The organism is Mesorhizobium sp. LNJC394B00, from assembly GCF_000502555.1.
Lineage (GTDB): Bacteria > Pseudomonadota > Alphaproteobacteria > Rhizobiales > Rhizobiaceae > Mesorhizobium.
Genome location: NZ_AYWH01000002.1, coordinates 211,163 through 229,544 on the forward strand (window position 1 = coordinate 211,163; position 18,382 = coordinate 229,544).

At 63.1% G+C, this 18,382-nt stretch carries 17 protein-coding genes; 13 read left to right on the top strand and 4 right to left on the bottom strand.

Annotation, left to right across the window (positions count from 1 at the left end; all coding sequences use genetic code 11):
• Positions 1-9 precede the first annotated feature (9 nt).
• Positions 10-1,515 carry an altronate dehydratase family protein gene (locus tag X751_RS158090; RefSeq protein ID WP_023744073.1) on the bottom strand — a complete coding sequence of 502 codons (1,506 nt, stop codon included), beginning with the start codon at positions 1,513-1,515 and terminating at the stop codon, positions 10-12.
• Between the two features lie 254 nt (positions 1,516-1,769).
• Between X751_RS158090 and X751_RS158085 the strand changes: the two genes are divergently transcribed.
• The 5 genes from X751_RS158085 (at position 1,770) to X751_RS158065 (ending at position 6,027) form a co-directional block, all read left to right on the top strand.
• Positions 1,770-2,669 carry a GntR family transcriptional regulator gene (locus X751_RS158085; protein ID WP_023735133.1) on the top strand — a complete coding sequence of 300 codons (900 nt, stop codon included), beginning with the start codon at positions 1,770-1,772 and terminating at the stop codon, positions 2,667-2,669.
• A 119-nt stretch (positions 2,670-2,788) separates the two neighbouring features.
• A complete protein-coding gene (locus X751_RS158080) occupies positions 2,789-3,145 on the top strand; it encodes a DUF2946 family protein (protein WP_023713447.1) in 357 nt (118 codons plus the stop codon).
• 105 nt (positions 3,146-3,250) lie between these two features.
• Positions 3,251-3,790, top strand: coding sequence for a copper chaperone PCu(A)C (locus X751_RS158075; RefSeq protein ID WP_023712310.1), 540 nt, complete (start codon positions 3,251-3,253; stop codon positions 3,788-3,790).
• Between the two features lie 39 nt (positions 3,791-3,829).
• Positions 3,830-4,348: a YcnI family protein gene (locus X751_RS158070; protein WP_023683022.1), complete on the top strand. Its 519-nt coding sequence runs from the start codon at positions 3,830-3,832 to the stop codon at positions 4,346-4,348.
• A gap of 53 nt (positions 4,349-4,401) precedes the next feature.
• Complete coding sequence (locus tag X751_RS158065; protein ID WP_023686611.1) at positions 4,402-6,027, top strand: copper resistance CopC/CopD family protein; 1,626 nt, start codon at positions 4,402-4,404, stop codon at positions 6,025-6,027.
• A gap of 25 nt (positions 6,028-6,052) precedes the next feature.
• Here the strand turns inward: X751_RS158065 and X751_RS158060 are convergent, their stop codons facing one another.
• A complete protein-coding gene (locus X751_RS158060) occupies positions 6,053-6,490 on the bottom strand; it encodes a VOC family protein (RefSeq protein WP_023692002.1) in 438 nt (145 codons plus the stop codon).
• Positions 6,491-6,696: 206 nt separating this feature from the next.
• On the opposite strand from X751_RS158060, the gene gndA reads away from it, so the two are divergent.
• Positions 6,697-8,124 carry an NADP-dependent phosphogluconate dehydrogenase gene (gene gndA, locus X751_RS158055; RefSeq protein ID WP_023692001.1) on the top strand — a complete coding sequence of 476 codons (1,428 nt, stop codon included), beginning with the start codon at positions 6,697-6,699 and terminating at the stop codon, positions 8,122-8,124.
• 33 nt (positions 8,125-8,157) lie between these two features.
• On the opposite strand, the gene X751_RS158050 is transcribed toward gndA, so the two are convergent.
• Positions 8,158-9,201: a LacI family transcriptional regulator gene (locus X751_RS158050; protein ID WP_023683027.1), complete on the bottom strand. Its 1,044-nt coding sequence runs from the start codon at positions 9,199-9,201 to the stop codon at positions 8,158-8,160.
• Between the two features lie 392 nt (positions 9,202-9,593).
• Here X751_RS158050 and X751_RS158045 point away from each other — a divergent pair, with 392 nt between their 5' ends.
• The 7 genes from X751_RS158045 to mgrA all read left to right on the top strand — a co-directional run bounded on the left by X751_RS158045 (position 9,594) and on the right by mgrA (position 16,964).
• Entirely contained in the window at positions 9,594-10,832 is a 1,239-nt protein-coding gene (locus X751_RS158045) for an ABC transporter substrate-binding protein (RefSeq protein WP_023683028.1), read from the top strand.
• Positions 10,833-10,913: 81 nt separating this feature from the next.
• A complete protein-coding gene (locus X751_RS158040; protein ID WP_023683029.1) occupies positions 10,914-11,807 on the top strand; it encodes a sugar ABC transporter permease in 894 nt (297 codons plus the stop codon).
• The gene (locus tag X751_RS158035) at positions 11,800-12,735 is read left to right on the top strand and encodes a carbohydrate ABC transporter permease (protein WP_023669802.1); all 936 of its coding nucleotides are present in this window, start codon (positions 11,800-11,802) and stop codon (positions 12,733-12,735) included. Before X751_RS158040 ends, X751_RS158035 begins: the two co-directional genes overlap by 8 nt.
• Before the next feature lie 5 nt (positions 12,736-12,740).
• On the top strand, positions 12,741-13,841 hold the full coding sequence (locus tag X751_RS158030) for an ABC transporter ATP-binding protein (RefSeq protein WP_023744074.1): 1,101 nt from the start codon (positions 12,741-12,743) through the stop codon (positions 13,839-13,841).
• A 118-nt stretch (positions 13,842-13,959) separates the two neighbouring features.
• Complete coding sequence (locus X751_RS158025; RefSeq protein WP_023683031.1) at positions 13,960-14,706, top strand: sugar phosphate isomerase/epimerase; 747 nt, start codon at positions 13,960-13,962, stop codon at positions 14,704-14,706.
• Positions 14,707-14,717: 11 nt separating this feature from the next.
• Positions 14,718-15,860 (top strand): Gfo/Idh/MocA family oxidoreductase, encoded by a 1,143-nt coding sequence (locus X751_RS158020; protein WP_023744075.1) that lies wholly within the window; start codon positions 14,718-14,720, stop codon positions 15,858-15,860.
• A 57-nt stretch (positions 15,861-15,917) separates the two neighbouring features.
• Positions 15,918-16,964, top strand: a complete 1,047-nt coding sequence (mgrA, locus tag X751_RS158015) for an L-glyceraldehyde 3-phosphate reductase (RefSeq protein WP_023669798.1) — start codon at positions 15,918-15,920, stop codon at positions 16,962-16,964.
• Positions 16,965-17,044: 80 nt separating this feature from the next.
• Here the strand turns inward: mgrA and X751_RS158010 are convergent, their stop codons facing one another.
• Positions 17,045-18,136, bottom strand: coding sequence for a trypsin-like serine protease (locus X751_RS158010; protein WP_023744076.1), 1,092 nt, complete (start codon positions 18,134-18,136; stop codon positions 17,045-17,047).
• Between the last annotated feature and the right edge of the window lie 246 nt (positions 18,137-18,382).

Consider the following 18,382-nt stretch of genomic DNA (forward strand, 5'->3'; position numbering starts at 1 on the left):
CGTCGGTGGTTAGAGCGTCGCGCCGAGGTGCCACGGCACGAACTCGTTGTCGCCGTAGCCGAACGCCTCGCTCTTGGTCTTGCGGCCCGATGCCGTCTCGACGATGAGTTCGAAGAGTTCCCGGCCCATGCCGGCGATGGTCTTCTCACCCGAAGCGATGACACCGCAATTGACGTCCATGTCCTCTTCCATCTGGTGGTACATGGTCGAGTTGGTGGCGACCTTGATCGACGGCGTCGGCCGGCAGCCGAAGCAGGAGCCGCGGCCGGTGGTGAAGACGATGATGTTGGCGCCGCCCGCCACCTGACCGGTCGCCGAGACCGGGTCGTAACCGGGCGTGTCCATGAACACCAGGCCACTGCCGGTGACCTTTTCGGCATAACCGAAGACGCCGTTGAGCGGAGTCTGGCCGCCCTTGGCGACGGCGCCCAGCGACTTTTCCAGAATGGTGGTCAGGCCGCCGCGTTTGTTGCCGGGCGAGGGGTTGTTGTCGATCGAAGCGCCGTGCTTGGCAACGTGGTCTTCCCACCATTTGACGAAACCGTCGAGTTTCTTGGCGATCTCCGGCGTTGCCGCGCGATAGGCGAGCAGATGTTCGGCGCCATAGATCTCCGTCGTCTCCGACAGGATGCCGATGCCGCCGACGCCGGCCAGGATGTCGACCGCCGCTCCCAGCGCGGGATTGGCGGTGATGCCCGACATGCCGTCGGAACCGCCGCATTGCAGACCGACGACGATCTCCGAGACCGGGATCGGCTCGCGCTCATACTGGCCGACTTCCTCGGCGATTTCGGCGAGCACGCCCATCGCCTTTGCGACCGATTTGCGCGAACCGCCGGCGTCCTGGATATTGAAATGGCGTTTTCCCGCCGCCGCACCCTTCTGGCCGTAAAGGGTGAGCTGGTTGACCTCGCAGCCGAGGCCGACCATCAGCGCGCCACCGAAATTCGGGTGGCGGGTGTAGCCGGCGAGCGTGCGGTGCAGCACCATCATGCCGTCGCCGGTGCCGCTCATGCCGCAGCCCTGGCCATGGACGATCGGGACGAAGCCGTCGATCCCCGGATATTTCGGCAACAGCACGCGGTTGGCCTCGTCGGCAATGGCGTGGCAGACGGTGGCCGAGCAATTGACGCTGGCGATGATGCCGATGAAGTTGCGCGTGCCGGCACGGCCATCGGCGCGACGATAGCCCATGAATGTCCGGGCGCGGTCAGCTTCGGTGGCGTGCTCCGCTTCGCTCGGCGGCACCACCGGCAGGCGGCCGGATTCAAAAACCAGATTGTGCGAATGGACGTGGTCGCCGGGCGCGATGTCCTGGGTGGCGCGGCCGATGGCCTGGGCATACTTGACCACCGCCTCGCCGGCGGCGATAGGCTTGATCGCCACCTTGTGGCCGGGCTCGATCAAGGCCGTGGCGACGGCGCCGCCGGGCAGAGGAGTGCCGATCTCGATGCGGCCATTGGCGACCGCGACATTGTCGGCGGGGGACAGAAGAATGCTGTTCGAGGCGTTCACGGGCAGTTTCCTGGGTCTGTTCCTGGGGATGCGCGGATTGACACGCGTCTGTTTACATATAATGTCTTTTATCGTGAAAAAACATTTGTGCGTCAATTGTTTTTTGAGGAGGAGACCATGCGTCCGATGGACGCTTGGCTGTGGGGAGCGGCGTCTGACACGCAGAGCGTTTTGCTTAGCCGGGTGAGCGCCAGGACATATGATATCGCGCTTCAAGCCAGCCACAGCAAGCGCCGGCGCGCAACGGGGCAGGGATGTCGAAGAGCAACAACGTCTACAAGGACGCTTACAATAGGGGTCTGCGGCTGCTCGATGAGACGCAGAGCCTGCCGTCAGAGCCGGAGCTGGGCACTTTGCTTGGCGTCAGCCGTACCACCGTGCGCACCATTCTGGCGCGCATGGAAGAGACCGGGCTGATCGCGTGGAACAAACGCAGCAAGACAGTGCTCAGGACGCCGAAGCCGGATGATTTCTTCCCCGAGGAGGAGACAGACACACTGGCCCAGATCATCGAGCGGTCGTTTATGCGCAGGTTGCTGGCCGGCGGTGCAGAGGCCGGCATGCAGATCAACGAGCTCGAACTGGCGCGCGAGATCGGCGTCGGCACCACCAGCGTGCGCGAGTTCCTCATCCGCTTCTCCCGCTTCGGCCTGATCGAGAAGCGGCGCAACAGCCACTGGGTGCTGAAGGGGTTTACGCGAGCCTTCGCGCTCGAACTCACTGAAATCCGCGAGATGTTCGAGATACGCTCGGCGGCGGCCTTTGCCGCCTTGCCTGGGGATAGTCCGGTCTGGGCGGATCTCGACCGGCTGGAAGACGAGCACCGGCTTCTGGCCAGCGAAATCGCCATCCGCTTCAACGAATTCTCGGAGCTAGACGAGCGCTTCCACCGGCTGATCCACCGGGCGTCGCACAACCGCTTCATCGTCGATTTCTACGACGTCATCGCCATGATCTTTCACTACCACTACCAGTGGAACAAGGCGCAGGAGCGCGAGCGCAACGAAGTCGCGGTGAGCGAGCATCTCGCCTACATCGCGGCGCTGAAATCGCGCGATCTCGGCAAGGTCGACGCCGCCTGCCGCAAGCATCTGAAGTCGGCACGCCACACGCTGTTGACGTCGATCCCGGAAATCGGTCGGATTGCTTCTTAACGCGCCGCGTTGCCGCAGCGATGATTTGGCGATTTTCCGCCGACATGCCGCGTGCTAGATATCCAAGCGTTGCTGCGTGAAGAGGCAGGTCTTTGGACTTCCGGCGTAAGAGATGGAGCATGATGGCCGCCTTTGTCGCGGCCTGTGTGCTGCTGCTCCAGTCGACGCTCGGCGTGTTTGCTTTCGGCATTGCGCCGGATGCCTCGCAACTCGACGTTTTCGGCAACGTCATCTGTACACATGAGGGGGCGGTCCAGCTTCCCGGCGGCGATCCGCACCAGCCGCACATGCCGGCATGCTGCATGCTCGGCTGCAGCATGGCCTCCGTCGCCTATGCGCCGCCGGCAGGCGTCGGCGTGGCGCCGGTGAGCCTGTCTTTTGAAACAGTCGCGTTTCTTCCGCCGGCAGTCAGGCATCCCGACGTTACGCGTGAGCGCTCTCCGGCCAATCCGCGCGCCCCGCCGCTTGCGGGCTGAAAAACCGCCGCTCGCTTGGCGTAACCCGCGCGGGCGATAATCATCCAATGACAAACACGTTCGCAGCCCGACAAAGGCGCGACCTCATATTCATGGAGCCTACCCATGTCCCGTTTTCGTCATGCCGGCGCGTTGCGCCGCAGCACCCCTATCTTCACCACTATCGAGCAGCGTCTCGGCAGCGCCCTCTTTGCCTTTGCACTGTTGTTCGTCGGCGCCCATTCCGTCCTTGCGCATGAGTTCAAGGCCGGTGACATCGAGATCGAGCATCCCTGGTCCCGTGCCACGCCAGCCGGCGCCAAGGTTGCCGGCGGCTATTTCACCATCGTCAACAAGGGCAGCGCACCAGACCGGCTGCTGTCGATTTCCTCCGACATTTCGGGGAAGGCCGAACTGCATGAAATGGGGATGAAGGATGGCGTCATGACCATGCGCCCGGTCAGTGGCGCCCTGGACATTCCGGCGGGCGGCAAGATCACGCTGGGTCCTGGCGCCTACCACGTGATGTTCATGGATTTGAAGCAGCCGCCTAAAGAAGGCCAGATGTTTGCCGCCACGCTGACTTTCGAGAAGGCCGGAACCGTGACCGTCGAGTTTGCCGTGCAAGCCATAGGCAGCGCGCCACCCCTCGAAGACAACGACTGACCAATCAATTTGCCAACCGATTTTTCGAGAGGGACCATCATGAACAAGTATCTTTTGCCGGCCGCTGCATTCCTTGTCCTGGGGACAAGCGCTGCCTTCGGCCATATCACGCTCGAAACCCAGGAAGCGCCGGTCGGTTCGACCTACAAGGCCGTGCTGCGCGTGCCGCATGGCTGCGAAGGCAAGGCGACGATTGCCGTGCGCGTGCAGATCCCGGAAGGGGTGATCGGGGTGAAGCCGATGCCCAAGCCCGGCTGGACGCTGCAGGTCAAGAAAGGCAAGTACGAGAAATCCTACCAGCTCTATGGCGAGGCGGTGACCTCGGGCGTCAAGGAAGTCGACTGGAGCGGCGGCAGCCTGCCGGATGAATTTTATGACGAGTTCGTCTTCCGCGGCACGTTGGCCGCCGATCTGCCGGCCGGGCAAAAACTCTATTTTCCGGTGGTGCAGGAATGCGATGGGGCCACCACGCGTTGGATAGAGATTCCGGCGGCTGGTCAGGATGAGGATGCGCTGGAAGATCCGGCGCCCGGCCTCAACCTGCTGCCGAAGAAATGATGCATTGGCGGCGCGCTGCTTCGAAGCGGCGCGCCACTGTTTTGGTGGATGGCATGAACGTGGCCTGTTTTCAGCGGATAGAACGGACAGCCGGCAGGTGCTTCGGCCTGCTGGCCGCGATCCTGCTGCTTGCCGTCCTTGCCACGCCAAACCAGGCCTTTGCTCATGCGGCGCTGATCAAGGCCGAGCCTGCCGACGGCGCGGTTCTGGAGCGAGCGCCGACGCAATTTTCGCTGACCTTCAGCGAGCCTGTGTCGCCGCTGGTGCTGACCTTGGTGCGGCCCGACGGTACGCCTGTCGCTTTGACCTCGTTTCGGTTGAGCGACCAAACGGTTGAGATCGACAATCCACAAAAGCTCGGGCCGGGCACCCATGTCTTGAGCTGGCGGGTGATTTCCGCCGATGGCCATCCGGTCGGCGGCTCGGTGCTGTTTTCCGTTGGCGCGCCAAGTGCGGCGCCGGCGGTGGGGGAAGCTGTCGATATAGATTTGCGGTCAGCGATCTGGACCGGCAAGGTTCTTCTCTACATCGGGCTTTTCCTCGGCATTGGCGGCGCCTTCGCGCTGACATGGCTGGCGCAAGGCCAGCGCTCAGGCCAGCGCTTCGTCATTGCCGCCATCCTGTGCGGGCTGGTCGCAGCACCCCTGTCGCTCGGGTTCCAGGGGCTGGACGCGCTGGGCGCGCCACTCGCCCGGCTGGCGCAACCGGTGGTCTGGCGGACGGCGCTTGGCACCAGCTTCGGCTGGACGGTGCTGATTTCGCTGGCGGCGCTCGGGCTTGGCCTGCTGTCGTTGGTCGGATCGCGTGCTGGCGCCAGGCCGTTGGCGCTCGCCGGGCTGGCCGGTGTGGGTGCAGCCCTTGCCGCCAGCGGCCATGCCAGTGCAGCCGAACCGCAATGGCTGACGCGGCCTATGGTGTTCCTGCATGGCGCCGGCATCGCTTTCTGGGCTGGAGCACTGCTGCCGCTCGGCCTGGCGTTGAGCAGCCAATCGGTGGAAGCCGGGGCGTTCCTGCGGCGGTTTTCGCGCGCGATCATGCCCGTGGTGGTAGTGCTTGCCGCCGCCGGTGTGGTGCTCGCCATCATCCAGGTGCAGACACCGGCGGCACTGGTCAACACCGCCTATGGCCGGCTGCTGCTGATCAAGCTGGCGCTGCTGGTGTTTCTGTTCACGCTGGCGGCGGTCAATCGATGGCGGCTCACCGCCTTGGCCGAGGCCGGAGCGACGGAAGTGCGGCGACGGCTTAGCCGCTCGATCTCAGTCGAAATGCTGATCGTGCTCCTGATCTTCGGCGTTGCCGCCGGCTGGCGCTTCACGCCGCCGCCACGGGCCCTGGCAATCGCCGCGGCACAACCGACGTCGACCCATATCCACACTATGAAGGCGATGGCCGACATCGACATCACGCCCGGCCATACCGGGGAGGTCACCGCCTCCATCGTCATCATGGATGGCGATTTCGGCCCGCTCGACGCCAAGGAAGTGACGCTGGTGCTGTCCAAGCCCGATTCGGGGATCGAGCCGATCAAGCGTCCGGCGACCAAGCCAGGCGACGGCACCTGGCGCGTCGATAATCTCGTCATTCCGATTCCAGGCCGCTGGACGGCGCGGCTCGATATTCTGGTTTCGGATTTCGAAGTGGTAAAGATCGAAGCGCCGATCGATATCCGCGCCGAGTGATATTCAGCCCGCCTGCGAAGGGCGCTCAGCCGAGTTCCTGGGCTAACCCGATGAGATGCCCTTCCGGCCCGCGGATGTAGCAGAGCCGATACACGTCCTGGTAACGGACGACTTCACCGGCCAGCTGCGCGCCACGCTTGCGGAGCCTTTCAAGCGTGTCGTCGATGTCGTCCACGGTAAACATGACGCGCAGGTAGCCCAGGGCATTGACCGGGGCGTTGCGGTGATCGGCGACGACCGTCGGCGTGAGGAAGCGGGAGAGCTCGAGCCGGCTATGGCCATCCGGTGTGCGCATCATGGCAATCTCGACGTGCTGATCGCCGAGCCCGGTGACACGTCCGGCCCACTCGCCTTCGATCGTCGCCCGCCCTTCCAGTTCGAGGCCGAGCTCGCGAAAGAAGGCAATCGTCTCGTCGAGGTCATCGACGACGATTCCGACATTGTCCATCCGTTTGACTGCCATAAGTTCAACCTAACGTCATATGTTCGATCGGCAAGGCGTCGCCTGGTCACCAACTGACCCTTCCTGACTCGGTCTGACACAACGCCGACGCAACACAATTCGGCGAGGCGGTTGACGTGGCGCGAAAGGCCCGTCAATCATCTCGCCGAAAAATGGGCATCCCGAAAAACGCGGCCTCAACAAAATCCGAAAGCAGGGAAGAAACGATGGAAAAAGCCGAAATAGGCCTGATCGGCCTTGGCACAATGGGCTCCAACCTCGCGCTCAACATTGCCGAGCACGGGCACCGCATCGCCGTCTTCAACCGCACCAAGGCGCGCACCGATGCCTTCCTCGAAGGCGCCGGTTCGCTCAGGGACATGGTGGTGCCCTGCTACAGCCTGGAGGAACTGGCAGCTGCGATCAAGCCGCCGCGCCCGGTCATCATCATGGTGCTGGCCGGCAAGCCGGTCGACGAACAGATCGAAGCGCTGCGCGGCGTGTTGTCTGACAACGATATCGTCATCGATGCCGGCAACGCCAATTTCCGCGATACGATGCGGCGCTTTTCGGAACTGTCGGGCTCAGGTCTCACCTTCATAGGCATGGGCGTATCCGGCGGCGAGGAAGGCGCGCGCCATGGACCGTCGATCATGGTCGGCGGCACCGAAGACTCCTGGAAGCGCGTCGAACGCGTGCTGACCGCGATCTCGGCTAAGTTCAAGGATGAACCGTGCGCTGCCTGGCTTGGCACAGACGGCGCCGGGCATTTCGTGAAAACCATCCACAACGGCATCGAATATGCCGACATGCAGATGATCGCCGAGATCTACGGCATCCTGCGTGACGGTCTCGGCATGGGGCCGAAGGAGATCGGCAAGGTCTTCGAGGACTGGAACAAGGGCCGGCTCGATTCGTATCTGATCGAGATCACCGCCAAGGTGCTGGCCGCCGACGATGCAAAGACCGGCAAGCCGGTGGTCGACATCATCCTCGACCGTGCCGGCCAGAAGGGCACCGGCAAATGGTCTGTCATCGAGGCGCAGCAGCTCGGCATTCCGGCGACGGCCATCGAGGCGGCGGTGGCGGCCCGCGTGCTGTCGTCGATCAAGGATGAGCGGCAGGCGGCCGAAAAAGCCTATGGCAATATCGGCGTCATCAAGATCTCCGGCGACAAGGCGGCACTTCTGAAAGACCTGGAGCTGGCGCTGCTCGCCGGCAAGATCGCCGCCTATGCACAAGGTTTCGCGGTGATGAGCGCCGCCTCGAAGGAGTTCAACTGGAACTTGCCGATGCCGACCATCGCCAAGATCTGGCGTGCCGGCTGTATCATCCGCTCGCAGATGCTCGACACCATGGCGGAAGCCTTCGGCTCGGGCGGCGCGTCCACCAACCTTTTGATGGCGCCGGCTTTCACCACCATGATGCAGGAGGCGCATCCGTCGCTCCGGCGCATCGTCGCAAGAGCGTCGGAGGCCGGTTCGCCCGTGCCGGCGCTGGCGTCGGCGCTTGCCTATTTCGACAGCTACCGCCAGGGCCGCGGCACCTCGAACCTGATCCAGGCGCAGCGCGATTTCTTCGGCGCGCATGGTTTCGAGCGCATCGGCGAGCAGGGGGCTTTCCATGGCCCATGGGGCAGCGGCGCTGCCGGCTAGGGTCAGGTGAGGCGGCCTCTCAGGTCGTGCCAGTCAGCCCTGATACGCGACGACGTCGCCTGGCTTGACCACAGTCTGCAAAGAGCCAGGTGCCGCGCCGCCTATCCAGCCCAGCACGGCGCGGGCAAGCTCGGTGCCGGCGAGGCGGAAGTCTTCGTTGACGATCAGCAACTCCCGGCGGAACAGATGCAGCAGTTCCGACGATTGCTTGGACACGACATCGACGTCGCGGCCGAGTTTCAGGCCGGCATCCTCGATGCCGGCGACGATGGCCAGCGTTGCTGCGGCGGCGCTGCTGACGAAACCGTCCGGCCTGACGTCGCGGCGCATCAACTGCGCGGTCCGCGTCCTGATCTGATCGATCGACTGGTCGATCGAAACAGCGTTGAACGGCACTTCGCTGGCGTCGACCTCGCTCAGTGCGTCGGCAAAGCCATTGACCGTGTGGTCGTAATAGGTGAGCCCGACCGGCGGCGCTACCAGCGCCAGCCGGCGCCGGCCGACGCTGGCCAGATGGCGCACCGCTTCGGCGGCGAAGGCGTAATTGTCGAAGTCGTGATAGGGGTGGACAAGCCCCATATCGGTGCGGCCATGCGTGGCAAAGGGTATGCCACGCTCCAGCATGTAGCGGGCGCGCGGATCGTTGGGCTGCGTGCGTGAGATGATGACGCCATCGGCCGAGCCGGACTCGACCAGATACTTTACCGGGTCCAGCGGATCCTGCGAGCGCGAGTAGGGCGTGACGATCAGGTGATAGGGTGTGTCGGCAATGACCTCCGAGACGCCGTAGATGATGTCCGAGACAAAGCTCATGATCTCGCGCTCGGTATTGAGCACGAGGCTGATAACATTGGTCTTGCCAGTCCGCAGGCGCACGCCGGCGCGGTTCGGCCGGTAGCCGATCTGCCTGGCGACGAGTTGAACCCGCCGCCTGGTCTCGGCGCCGATCTCGGGTGCATCCTTGAGCGCGCGCGAGACGGTGGTGACGCCGAGCCCGGTCATGAAGGCAAGCGTTTTCAGCGTCGGCCGCTCATGCGCCGACGCCTCGTCGTCCTTCTCCGTCTGGTCCCTGTCCATTCGTCCCGCCCCGTCAGGCGCATAGCAGCCGCCGGACCAGCCGACAATCGCTTCGATGACGATGTGGCACGGTTCTTCGCCGTCAGGCCTCAATATACTGAAACGTTACAGATTTCCACCATCGCAGCGCGTGGGTCTCTCAAGCCATGGTTTTGGCAGGGTTTTGGCGGCCAGAAACGTTGCGCGACAATCAGGTTCGAGACGGTTTTCTTGCGCTGCAGCATGATTTTGCAGCGCAGCACCCGGTTTTGCGCGCAGTTTGCCGGTTCGCACGCAACGAATTTGTTCGCGCCTCGAAAAAACATTCGAGCGCGTTTATCTCAGGGGTTGCACGCACCGCATAATTGCCGTATCGAAAATCTGTAACGTTTCAGATTCTGGGAGGAACCGAAATGCGCTATAGACTTTTGACCGCTGCCCTTGCCGCGACGGCCGCGCTTCAGCTTGCCGGCCCGGCGGCCGCCACCGACCTGGAAGTGACCCATTGGTGGACATCGGGCGGCGAGGCGGCGGCGGTTGCGGAATTCGCGAAGGCTTTTGACGCGACCGGCAATCATTGGGTCGACGGCGCCATTGCCGGATCCGGCGGCACGGCACGGCCGATCATGATCAGCCGCATCACCGGCGGCGATCCGATGGGCGCCACCCAGTTCAATCACGGCCGGCAGGCCGAAGAACTGGTGCAGGCCGGCTTGATGCGCGACCTCACCGATGTGGCCACCAAGGGCAAGTGGACGGAAATCGTGCGGCCGAAGAGCCTGCTCGACAGCTGCACCATCGACGGCAAGATCTATTGCGTGCCGGTCAACATCCACTCCTGGCAGTGGTTGTGGCTGTCGAACGAAGCCTTCGAGAAGGCCGGCGTGCCGCTGCCGAAGGACTGGAATGAATTCGTGGCGGCAGCGCCCGCCCTGGAAAAGGCGGGCATCATCCCGCTCGCTGTCGGCGGACAGGCCTGGCAATCTTCCGGCGCCTTCGACGTGCTGCTGGCGGCGGTCGGCGGCACCGACGCGTTCCTTAAGGTCTACAAGGACAAGGATGCCAAGTTCGCCGCCGGGCCCGAGATCGCCAAGGTCTTCAAGGCCGCCGACGATGCCCGCAAGATGGCGAAGAACACCAATGTGCAGGACTGGAACCAGGCAACCAATCTCGTCATCACCGGCAAGGCCGGTGGCCAGATCATGGGTGACTGGGCGCAAGGCGAGTTCCAGGTTGCCGGCAAGGTCGCCGGCAAGGACTATGCCTGCTTGCCGGGCCTCGGTCTGAACGAAGTGATCGCCACCGGCGGCGACGCCTTCTATTTCCCGCTGCTCAAGGATGCCGACAAGTCCAAGGCGCAGGAGGTGTTGGCAGAGACGCTGCTCGACCCTAAGACTCAGGTCGCCTTCAATCTCAAGAAGGGCTCGCTGCCGGTGCGTGGCGACGTCGATCTCAATGCGGCGAACGACTGCATGAAGAAGGGTCTGGCCATCCTCGCCAAGGGCGCCGTCATCCCGTGGACGGACCAACTGCTTTCGCAGGATACCCAGAAGCAGAAGGAAGATCTCTTCGCCGAATTCTTCGCCAAGCCGGACCTGACCATCGAAGACGCGCAGAAGCGCTTCGCCGACCTCATCGCTTCGGCAGACTGACGTTGGAGGCAATACACCTCGCTCCCGGCCTTGCGAAAGCAGGGCCGGGATCGCACCGCCCTTACCCAGCCGGCTGACGAGATGAGCAAGAGCGAACGCCCCAACCCGCTGTTCCGCAACATCAATGCGAAGGTCGCCTCGATCCCGATGATCCTCACCGCGTCGGTGGTTTTCGTCGGCGGCACCGTCTGGACGGTGTTCTATTCCTTTACCAATTCGAAGCTGCTGCCACGGCTGAATTTCGCCGGGCTCGACCAGTATTACCGGCTGTGGGCGACGCCGCGCTGGCTGATCTCGATCGAGAACCTTTTGATCTACGGCGCGATCTCGCTGGTGTTCTCACTGGTCATCGGCTTCCTGCTTGCAGCGCTTCTCGACCAGAAGATCCGTTTCGAGGACACGTTCCGCACCATCTTCCTCTATCCGTTCGCGCTTTCCTTCATCGTCACCGGCCTGGTCTGGCAGTGGCTGCTCAATCCGGATTTCGGCATCCAGCATGTGGTGCGGGACCTCGGCTGGACGAGCTTCAACTTCGACCCGCTCTACAATTCCAGCATCGTCATCTACGGCATTTCGATTGCGGCGCTGTGGCAAGGCACCGGGCTCATCATGTGCTTGATGCTGGCCGGCCTGCGCGGCATCGACGAGGACATCTGGAAGGCGGCGCGGGTAGACGGGATCCCGATGTGGAAGACCTATCTGTTCATCGTCATCCCGATGATGCGGCCGGTTTTCATCACCACGCTGGTCATCATCGCGTCGGGCATCGTCAAGGTCTACGACCTCGTTGTCGCCCAGACCAGCGGCGGCCCCGGAATCGCCTCCGAAGTGCCGGCCAAATATGTCTACGACTACATGTTCTTCGCACAGAATCTTGGCCAGGGCTTTGCCGCCTCGACCATGATGCTGCTCTCGGTGGTGATCGTCGTCGTGCCGTGGGCCTACCTTGAATTTGGAGGCAGGAAGCGTGGCTGACCCGGCCGTCCCTTTGCCCGCCAGCGCGGGTGCCGCCGAGCGCGAAGCCTCCGGGCCGCGCGGGCCGAAGCCGCGGCATGTCTTCTCGCGCCGCAATATCTTCCTCTATGGCACGCTGATCGTGGTGGCGGTCTACTATCTGCTGCCGCTCTACGTGATGGTGGTCACCTCGCTTAAGGGCATGCCCGAGATACGGATGGGCAATATCTTCTCGCCGCCGCTCGAAATCACGTTCGAACCGTGGGTGAAGGCGTGGGCGACGGCCTGCACCGGCCTCAATTGCGACGGGCTTTCGCGGGGCTTCTGGAATTCGGTGCGCATCACTGTGCCGTCAGTGCTGCTGTCGATCGCGATCGCCTCGGTGAACGGCTATGCGCTGGCCAACTGGCGCTTCAAGGGCGCCGACACATTCTTCGTCATCCTGATCGTCGGCGCCTTCATCCCCTATCAGGTGATGATCTATCCGATCGTCATCATCCTGCGCGAGATCGGCCTCTACGGCAGCCTCAGCGGCCTGGTGATCGTCCATTCCATCTTCGGCATGCCGATCCTCACGCTTTTGTTCCGCAACTATTTTGCCTCGATGCCGGAAGAGCTGTTCAGGGCGGCACGGGTCGACGGCGCCGGCTTCTGGGGCATCTTCCTGCGGATCATGGCGCCGATGTCGCTGCCGATCTTCGTCGTCGCCATCATCCTGCAGGTGACCGGCATATGGAACGACTTCCTGTTCGGCGTCGTCTACACCCGCCCCGACACCTATCCGATGACGGTGCAGCTCAACAACATCGTCAATTCGGTGCAAGGCGTGAAGGAGTACAACGTCAACATGGCCGCCACCATCCTGACCGGGCTCGTGCCGCTCATCGTCTACTTCATTTCCGGCAAGCTTTTCGTGCGCGGCATCGCCGCCGGTGCGGTGAAAGGGTGATGGCGATGACGGCAGCCAACGGCACCAGCGTTTCGATCCAGGACCTGTCCCTGAATTTCGGCTCGGTATCGGTGCTGCAGACCCTCAATCTCGAGGTCGCAGAGGGCGAGTTCATCGTGCTGCTCGGTCCCTCGGGCTGCGGCAAGTCGACCTTGCTCAACTGCATCGCCGGGCTGCTCGATATTTCCGAAGGCCGCATCTTCATCAAGGGCAAGAACGTCACCTGGGAAGAGCCCAAGGATCGCGGCATCGGCATGGTATTCCAGTCCTATGCACTTTATCCGCAAATGACGGTGGAGAAGAACCTGTCGTTCGGCCTGCGCGTTGCCGGCGTGCCCAGGGACGAGATCGCCAAGCGCATCGCCCGCGCCGCCGAGATCCTGCAGATCGAGCCGCTTTTGCAGCGCAAGCCCGCGGCCTTGTCCGGCGGCCAACGCCAGCGCGTGGCGATCGGGCGGGCGCTGGTGCGCGACGTCGACGTCTTCCTGTTCGACGAGCCACTATCCAATCTCGACGCCAAGCTGCGCTCGGAACTGCGCGTCGAAATCAAGCTTCTGCATCGCAAGCTGCAGAACACCATGATCTACGTCACCCACGACCAGATCGAGGCGATGACGCTGGCCGACCGTATCGCGGTCATGCGCGGCGGCGTCATCCAGCAGCTTGACGCGCCGCAGACGATCTATAACCGGCCGGTCAACCGGTTTGTCGCCGGCTTCCTCGGCTCGCCGGCGATGAATTTCCTCGAAGGGGAGCTGGAGGCCAGTGCTGCTCCAGTGTTCAGGACCGACCGTGTTTCGGTGCCGCTCGATCGCTATACCTTTGACGGCACGGAGCGCCCGGCCGGCGCTTGCGTGCTGGGCATCCGGCCTGAACATATCGCTTTCGGTGACGCGGCTAAGTCGATGCCGTTTTCCGCCGGCGGTTCGGTCGAGATCGTGGAGCCGATGGGTTCCGACACGCTGGTGTGGACGAAGCTTGCCGGCCGCAACCTCTCCTTCCGCGTCGAGGCGGAACGGACGCTGCGCAGCGGCGATCCGATCCAGTTCGGTTTCGATCCGGCGCGCGCCTCGCTGTTCGACGCTGCGACCGGCAATCGCCTGTGACCCTCTAGAATCATCCGCAAACCATCCTCCCAAGAACGATCCCCCTAAAACGATCTCGCGAAAACGATCCCCCGAAAACATCCCCAAGCCTTAACCACCCAAGAAACGGACAGAGACGATGAACTGGTCATTCCAACTCTACAGCGCCCGCAATTTCCAGCCGTGGGACGGCATCCTGAAAATGCTTGGTAAGCTCGGCTACAAGGAAGTCGAAGGTTTCGGCGGCGTCTATGACGACCCCAAGGCGTTCCGCGCCGAACTCGACAAGAACGGGCTTTCGATGCCGACCGGACATTTCTCGATCGATGCGCTGGAGAATGATTTCGACGGCGTACGCAAAACAGCCGACGCACTCGGCATCACGCTCGTCATCTGTCCCTATCTGCTGGCCGAGCAGCGGCCGGCCGACGCTGCCGGCTGGCGCGGCTTTGGCGAGCGTCTGGCCAAGGTCGGCGAGACCGCAAAAAAAGCCGGCTACGGCTTTGCCTGGCACAACCATGATTTCGAGTTCAAGACACTCGCCGACGGCTCGGTGCCGCAGGATCACATCCTGTCGGCTGCGCCCGACATCGGCTGGGAGATGGACGTCGCCTGGGTAATCCGCGGCGGCGTTGATCCGCTGCCGTGGATCGAAAAGCACGGCAAGCGCATCAGCGCCGTCCATGTCAAGGACATGGCCAAGTCAGGCGAAGGCCTTGACGAGGACGGCTGGGCGGATGTCGGCCACGGCACCATCGACTGGGCCGGCCTGATCAAGACACTTCAGGCGAAGAGCGCGGCCAAATATTACGTCATGGAACAGGACAACCCCAACGACATCGAGCGCTTCGCCAGCCGCTCGCTCGCATCCGTCAAGGCTTACTAGGAACAATCATCATGGCAAAGAAACTGGGTATCGGCGTCATCGGCTGCGGCAACATCTCGAAAGCGTATTTCTCGCTGGCGCCTCTGTTTCGCGGCATCGAGATGCGCGCCTGCGCCGACATCAACATGGACGCGGCCAAGGCACGGGCGAAGGAGTTCAAGCTGCGCGCCGAGACCGTCGAAGAACTGCTCAAGGATGACGAGATCGACATCATCGTCAACCTCACCATCCCGGCGGTGCACTACGGGGTGTCGAAGCAGATCCTCGATGCCGGCAAGCACGTCTATTCGGAAAAGCCGTTCGTGCTGTCGGTCAAGGAAGGCCTCGACCTCAAGAGCCGGGCCGAGAAGAAAGGGCTGCGCATCGGTTCGGCTCCGGACACTTTCCTCGGCGGCGCGCACCAGCTGGTGCGCAACCTCATCGACACCGGCGCGCTCGGCAAGATCACCAGCGGCACCTGTCATGTGATGGGCCACGGCATGGAGCACTGGCACCCCAATCCCGATTTCTTCTTCCAGCCGGGCGCCGGGCCGGTGCTCGACATCGGGCCCTACTACATCACCAACCTGATCCAGCTGATCGGGCCGGTGAAGCAGGTGGCGGCCTTCGCGACGACGCCTGCCAAGGAACGCACGATCTCGTCGAAACCGCGCGCGGGCGAAAAAATCCCGGTGAACACGCCGACGACGATCCACGGCCTGCTGGAGTTCGAGAACGGCGCCGTGATCACGCTCAACACCAGCTGGGACGTCTGGGCGCATGGTCACGCGCCGATGGAACTCTATGGCGAGACGGGCACGGTGTTCGTGCCGGATCCGAATTTCTTCGGTGGCGACGTGCGCATAACCAAGGCGGCAAAACCGGTGAAGAAACTGCCGAAATGGCAGCATCCGTTCGGCGTGCCCAACGAAATGCACGGCCAGGGCATGATGGCCAACTACCGCACCGCAGGCCTTGCCGACATGGCGCTGGCGATCGCCGAGGGCCGGCCGCATCGTTGCTCGATGGAGCTCGCGCTGCATGCCGTCGATGTCATGACCGGCCTGTTGCGGTCGGGCGAGACCGGCAAGTTCGTCGCCATGCAGACCAGCTGCGAGCGGCCGGCTGCACTCGGCGTCAAGGACGCAAAAGGACTGTTGGCGAAGCAGAAATGAGGTAGAAGGGTGTCGGCGCGCTCGCGCCGACACCCATACAATCCAGGATCTGTACCCATGCGCTGGCAGCCGGCTGAACACCGCTATGAGAAAATGCTCTACAACAGATGTGGGCGATCCGGCCTGAAACTGCCGGCGATCTCGCTCGGCCTGTGGCACAATTTCGGCAACGACACGCCGCACAACACCAAGCAGGCGATCGCGCGCAAGGCCTTCGATCTCGGCATCACCCATTTCGATCTCGCCAACAATTACGGCCCGCCGCCCGGCTCGGCCGAGATCGCCTTCGGCGAGATATTGCGCACCGACTTCGCCGGCTATCGCGACGAGCTGATCATCTCGACCAAGGCGGGCTATGAGATGTGGGCAGGGCCTTATGGCGAATGGGGCAGCCGCAAATATGTGCTGGCGAGCCTCGACCAGAGCCTGAAGCGGATGGGGCTCGACTATGTCGACATCTTCTATTCGCACCGCTTCGATCCGGATACGCCGCTTGAGGAAACGATGGGCGCTCTCGACCATGCGGTGCGTTCCGGCAAGGCGCTCTATGCCGGCATCTCGTCCTACAATTCGCAGCGCACGCGCGAGGCCGCCGACATATTGAAGCAGCTCGGTACGCCCTGCATCATCCATCAGCCGAGCTATTCGATGCTCAACCGCTGGGTCGAAGAGGACGGACTGCTCGATACGCTGGAAGGGCTCGGTGTCGGATCGATCGTGTTCTCGCCGCTGGCGCAAGGCATGCTGACCGACAAATATCTCGGCGGCATCCCCGAGGGTAGCCGCGCCAGCCAAGGCAAGTCGCTGCGGCCCGCCTTCATCAACGAAAAGACCATCGCTAACATCCAGGCGCTGAACGCGATCGCCGGCAAGCGTGGCCAGACGCTGGCGCAGATGGCGCTGGCCTGGGTGCTGCGCAAGGGCCGGGTCACCTCGGCGCTGATCGGCGCCAGCCGGCCCGAACAGGTCGAGGACTGCGTCGGCGCGCTCAAGGTGCTCGAGTTCAGCGATGCCGAGCTCGCCGAAATCGACACTTACGCACGCGAGTCCGACATCAATCTGTGGGCGGCGTCGGCCGAGCGCAAAGGCCCGCCGCGGAAGTAAGCGGAACAGCCGGCACCGGACATGAATCAAAACGGCGGGAAAGATCCCGCCGTTTTGCGTTTATCAAGCTTCGGGCCCGTTCAGGGCTTCTTGGCCGTGCCGAGACCGGCCTTGGGCGCCGCCGCGGCTGCGGGAGCCGGGGTCTTCATCTTGGCTTCGATCCAACCCGTATAGTTGGCCAATCGCGTGTAGATGCCATAGGCATTCTTGTGGCCGCAAGCGGCGGTGCCGTCGGACGGACCTTCGCCCCAGGAGACGACGCCGACCTGGACCGGACCGCTGGCGCCGGTCATGAACAGCGGACCGCCGCTGTCGCCGTTGCAGGCGTCGCGTTCGCCGCTGTCGGTGCCGGCGCAGATCATGTTCTTGGTCAGCGGATCCGACATATCGGCGGCGATCGCATTGGCGGCGGCATCGATGCCCTTTTCCGAATAACGCATCCGGTGGGAGAGATCGCCAAGTGCCGCCTTCAGGTCATGCGCATAGATCGACTTGATGCCGCTGTTGCAGGCTGCACTCGGCTCGAGATCGAGATCGGCCACCATCAGGGCGGTCGGGAAGGTGCCGTCCTGCATCTTGCCCCAGCCGATGACCGTGGTCTTGCCGCTGTCTGGCGTCGGCTCATTGGTGATCTTGATGACCGGCGCATCGGCGGGCTCCGCCAGCCGGAGCAGGCCCAGATCATTGTCCAGCGTCTGTTCGCTGTAGCCCTCGTTGACGATGACCTCGACCACCTTGTAGCGCTTGCCTTCGGTAAGATCGGTGGCGCCGGTCAGCACGGTCACCGTGTCGGGCGAAATCGGCCGGCCCTTGTCGTTGAGGCAGTGCGCCGCCGTCAGCACCCATTGCGGCGCGATCAGGCTGCCGCCGCAGAATTGCGCGTTTGGCTGCGAGGCCGGGCTGGGGTCCAGCCGGGCGCTGGTCAGCAGCGCCACCTGGAACGGATAGGCCCCTTTGTCGGCTTCCTTGCCGCCATAGACGCGGTCGGCGCCGTCGGGGTTCTCGGCCTTGGCCTTGTCCCGGGCTTCGGCAACGCGCTGCATCGGCGAGACCGCCGCTTCCGGCCTGACGGCGTCGTCGGCTGCATAGAGTGTGTTGACGGCGGGGAAAGCGGCCGCGATGCCCAGCAGCGATGCAGCGGCAAGCGGCCTGAACCGATGGATAATGTTCACCTTGAAACCCTCCTGAGATGAAAATTGCCGAGCCATGCCGCCATGACGCATAACCAACAGAAGCGGTACCGGTACCTCGATCGCCTTCCGCCAGAACGAACGACGTCCGCGCGGCCATAAAACCGAAATACCACTTTTGCTAATCGTGCCCCATCGGGCAGAGCCCACCCAAACCCTATAGCCCCCCACTGCCTACGTGGAAGCGATTTGTCATTGCCAATGTTGGATTATTTTAGGCAGTATATC

What these genes read in the sequence shown, in the direction of transcription:
- X751_RS158085 (WP_023735133.1), top strand. Translation starts at nt 1,770, where the DNA reads ATGTCGAAGAGCAACAACGTCTACAAGGACGCTTACAATAGGGGTCTG.
- X751_RS158080 (WP_023713447.1), top strand. Translation starts at nt 2,789, where the DNA reads ATGATGGCCGCCTTTGTCGCGGCCTGTGTGCTGCTGCTCCAGTCGACG.
- X751_RS158075 (WP_023712310.1), top strand. Translation starts at nt 3,251, where the DNA reads ATGTCCCGTTTTCGTCATGCCGGCGCGTTGCGCCGCAGCACCCCTATC.
- X751_RS158070 (WP_023683022.1), top strand. Translation starts at nt 3,830, where the DNA reads ATGAACAAGTATCTTTTGCCGGCCGCTGCATTCCTTGTCCTGGGGACA.
- X751_RS158065 (WP_023686611.1), top strand. Translation starts at nt 4,402, where the DNA reads ATGAACGTGGCCTGTTTTCAGCGGATAGAACGGACAGCCGGCAGGTGC.
- X751_RS158060 (WP_023692002.1), bottom strand. Translation starts at nt 6,490, where the DNA reads ATGGCAGTCAAACGGATGGACAATGTCGGAATCGTCGTCGATGACCTC.
- gndA (WP_023692001.1), top strand. Translation starts at nt 6,697, where the DNA reads ATGGAAAAAGCCGAAATAGGCCTGATCGGCCTTGGCACAATGGGCTCC.
- X751_RS158050 (WP_023683027.1), bottom strand. Translation starts at nt 9,201, where the DNA reads ATGGACAGGGACCAGACGGAGAAGGACGACGAGGCGTCGGCGCATGAG.
- X751_RS158045 (WP_023683028.1), top strand. Translation starts at nt 9,594, where the DNA reads ATGCGCTATAGACTTTTGACCGCTGCCCTTGCCGCGACGGCCGCGCTT.
- X751_RS158040 (WP_023683029.1), top strand. Translation starts at nt 10,914, where the DNA reads ATGAGCAAGAGCGAACGCCCCAACCCGCTGTTCCGCAACATCAATGCG.
- X751_RS158030 (WP_023744074.1), top strand. Translation starts at nt 12,741, where the DNA reads ATGACGGCAGCCAACGGCACCAGCGTTTCGATCCAGGACCTGTCCCTG.
- X751_RS158025 (WP_023683031.1), top strand. Translation starts at nt 13,960, where the DNA reads ATGAACTGGTCATTCCAACTCTACAGCGCCCGCAATTTCCAGCCGTGG.
- X751_RS158020 (WP_023744075.1), top strand. Translation starts at nt 14,718, where the DNA reads ATGGCAAAGAAACTGGGTATCGGCGTCATCGGCTGCGGCAACATCTCG.
- mgrA (WP_023669798.1), top strand. Translation starts at nt 15,918, where the DNA reads ATGCGCTGGCAGCCGGCTGAACACCGCTATGAGAAAATGCTCTACAAC.